The sequence below is a fragment of the Terriglobia bacterium genome, assembly GCA_036496425.1.
GTDB lineage: Bacteria > Acidobacteriota > Terriglobia > 20CM-2-55-15 > 20CM-2-55-15 > 20CM-2-55-15.
This window is the reverse complement of the sequence record DASXLG010000243.1, coordinates 1-2,528: the sequence shown is the minus strand read 5'-3', so window position 1 is coordinate 2,528 and position 2,528 is coordinate 1. Positions and strand designations below refer to the sequence as shown.

The following is a 2,528-nucleotide window of genomic DNA, read 5'->3' as shown; positions in this document are numbered from 1 at the left end:
CCGGGCGGGGTCGGAGACAGGTCCGGAAAAAGATGACCGGAAGGAAGTGGCTGTCAACTGCGCGGTTTAGAACGGCCTTTCGAAATCGCGTATTCCGCCAGCCGGCAGGCGTATAAAAAGGGCGCTCCCAACACCTTTTTTCAGGTGTAGCAGCGCCCTTTTCTACAATTACGATATCTCCCTACGACGATGGGTGCCGTCTAACGGAAATCAGCAGAGCCAAGCCCAGAGAGATCAGGCCGATCAGGCCGATCAGCGGAAGATAGCTCGCGGTTTGCGGCAGCGTCGTATCCGAGGGATTCGAATTTGACGCGGCTACGGCCGAACTGTTTTGCGAATCGTCTTTGTCCTGCGGTTGTGCCGGAGGAACGGCATTTTGCGGAGGAGGCGTGTTCTGAGCGATGACCGCGGCGGGTTCGGGCTTCGCCGGTTCGGCTGCGCTGGCGGTGAAAGCCGTCGAGGTCTTGCTCTTCGAGGTCGCATCGTCCTGATCGCGGCTTTGAAGAGTCAATCCGTTCGCATTGTCGGGTGCCAGGGATTGGCCGCTTTCCGCCACGGTCGGCAGCTTGCCTTCAGGAACTTTCTCGCCGGTATTCGCCGCTATCCTGTCAGCCTGGTTTTTAGGATACAGAAATTCCTGCCCGATCGTATCTCCCGGCCAGAACCACCGTCGTACGGCCCGCGGTTCACCGTTTTTGCCTTCATAGAACGACAAGATCCGGTCATTCTGTTTGTCGGTCAACGGTCCGACACGCTCGGCGGCGACGGTGAACGTAAGCGCATACAAGTGATCCATGCGTTCATTCATCACTTCGGCGATGTGCCGGTTGGAAGCGGAATTCAGCAACTTGATAACGTACTTGCCGGGCTGCAGCACGATACCGGGAACTTCGGTCGGCTGGTCGAAAGTCACGATTGTTTTTTTGTCGTAATCATCCGCTTTGGTGGTAAGAGGCGCCAAGCAGACTATAGCTGCGGCCAGCGCTCCCATTTGAAACAAGGGAAAATGTTTCATACTTTTTCTCCTATCGAGCGCCCTCAGGACGCACCTCATCGCATGCAACCCGGATGCCGAGATCCAAGTCGTCCAGACGCAGCAACTTGCCGATTAGAGGTCCATTGCTCACCGGACCAACCCGCAATTCTTACGAGTGCCGCGGGTCATTGCCAGATACCGCGGAGCAGGCCTTGCCGTCACGGGCAGAATCTGCACAGCCCTGCGGTGGGGCCAGGAAAAGAAAAACATTTTATCGTCAAATTGCCGTGGGTTCAGTTTCTTTCCTCATCGCGGGAAACTCCGCGGCGCTGGAAAGATCTACCAGTCAGGAGGCAGTATGAAGAGTATTACACTCGCTTCGGGTCTGGGTCTTTTGATGGTCGGTGTATTGAGCGCGCAGGAAACTCCTCGAGTCGCCTTTAACATAGGTGGCGGATTCACTCAGGGAGTCGGCGGCTCCGGGCGGCGGTTGAACACGGGCTGGGATTTCGATGGCGGTCTGGGATTCAACTTCAATCCGTATATCGGATTGATGGGGCAATTCAACTTTAATCAGCTCGATATCAACAGAGCTGAACTGGACGCCCTCGGGTTTCCAGGTGGCGATGTCAGTATGTGGTCGGTGACGCTGGATCCGGTGGTTCACACCAACCCGCGCGGACCCGTCGATGTCTACTTCATCGGCGGCGGCGGATTGTATCATCGGCGGCAGGAATTCACGCAGCCCACCACGCAGTTTTTCACCGGCTTTGATCCGTACTTCGGATTCTATCCGGTGGCCGTCCCGGCCACTCAGGTACTCACGTCGTATTCGGTCAACAAGCCCGGCGTCAACGGCGGCATGGGAATTTCGTTCGGCACCAAATGGCACGCCAAATTCTACGCGGAAGCTCGCTATCATCGCATGTTCCTAGGCAACGACAGACATGCCGACATCCTTCCTGTGACATTCGGCATCCGCTGGTAACAGCGCGCTCGCGTTAGCTTTTCCAATCCACACGCCGTCGAGAGGTGTGCTGCGCGGAACGAAGACGTTCCAGGTACACGCTCGGCGGCGTTTGATTTTCTATTCGCCTTGGGTTGAACCGCGTTTATTCCGACGCCCGTGGCGATTGGATTGCACGCGAGTCAGGCAAGAGGTGCAGGGAGTCGTGAGGATTGGAGGATCAGGATGGCCCTGCACGGTACAATCTCTCGATTATTGCTATTTGTGATGTTCAGCGTCTATGTTCCCGCGCAGACCGCGTATGAAGCGAACAACCGCGCGGAGACCGGTTGGCCTGCCGCCGATCCGTTCGCGGAGACTATCGATAACGCTTCCGGCGAGAGACCCCACACGGTATTTGAGCGCCTGGACCGGCGTTTGGCGAACGCGAGTTTCCCTTCAGACGCCGAGCCCGCTACTGCCCCCGGCACTGTGTCGGTCGCCAAATTGCGCCATACGCTGTCGCGCGCGGGCAAAAACCTACTACGTCAGGCTCAGAGCTATGTGGAAGCCGGCAAGCACAGCAAGGCTATCGAGGTGTTGCAG

General features: G+C 57.2%; 3 protein-coding genes. 2 read left to right on the top strand and 1 reads right to left on the bottom strand.

What is annotated here, in order from left to right:
* Positions 1-181: 181 nt before the first annotated feature.
* Entirely contained in the window at positions 182-1,015 is an 834-nt protein-coding gene (locus VGK48_17250) for a hypothetical protein (protein ID HEY2382925.1), read from the bottom strand.
* Between the two features lie 319 nt (positions 1,016-1,334).
* Between VGK48_17250 and VGK48_17245 the strand changes: the two genes are divergently transcribed.
* Positions 1,335-1,964: an outer membrane beta-barrel protein gene (locus VGK48_17245; GenBank protein HEY2382924.1), complete on the top strand. Its 630-nt coding sequence runs from the start codon at positions 1,335-1,337 to the stop codon at positions 1,962-1,964.
* Between the two features lie 204 nt (positions 1,965-2,168).
* The coding region (locus VGK48_17240) for a hypothetical protein (protein HEY2382923.1) at positions 2,169-2,528 on the top strand (360 nt) is incomplete at its 3' end.

What these genes read in the sequence shown, in the direction of transcription:
- VGK48_17245 (HEY2382924.1), top strand. Translation starts at nt 1,335, where the DNA reads ATGAAGAGTATTACACTCGCTTCGGGTCTGGGTCTTTTGATGGTCGGT.
- VGK48_17250 (HEY2382925.1), bottom strand. Translation starts at nt 1,015, where the DNA reads ATGAAACATTTTCCCTTGTTTCAAATGGGAGCGCTGGCCGCAGCTATA.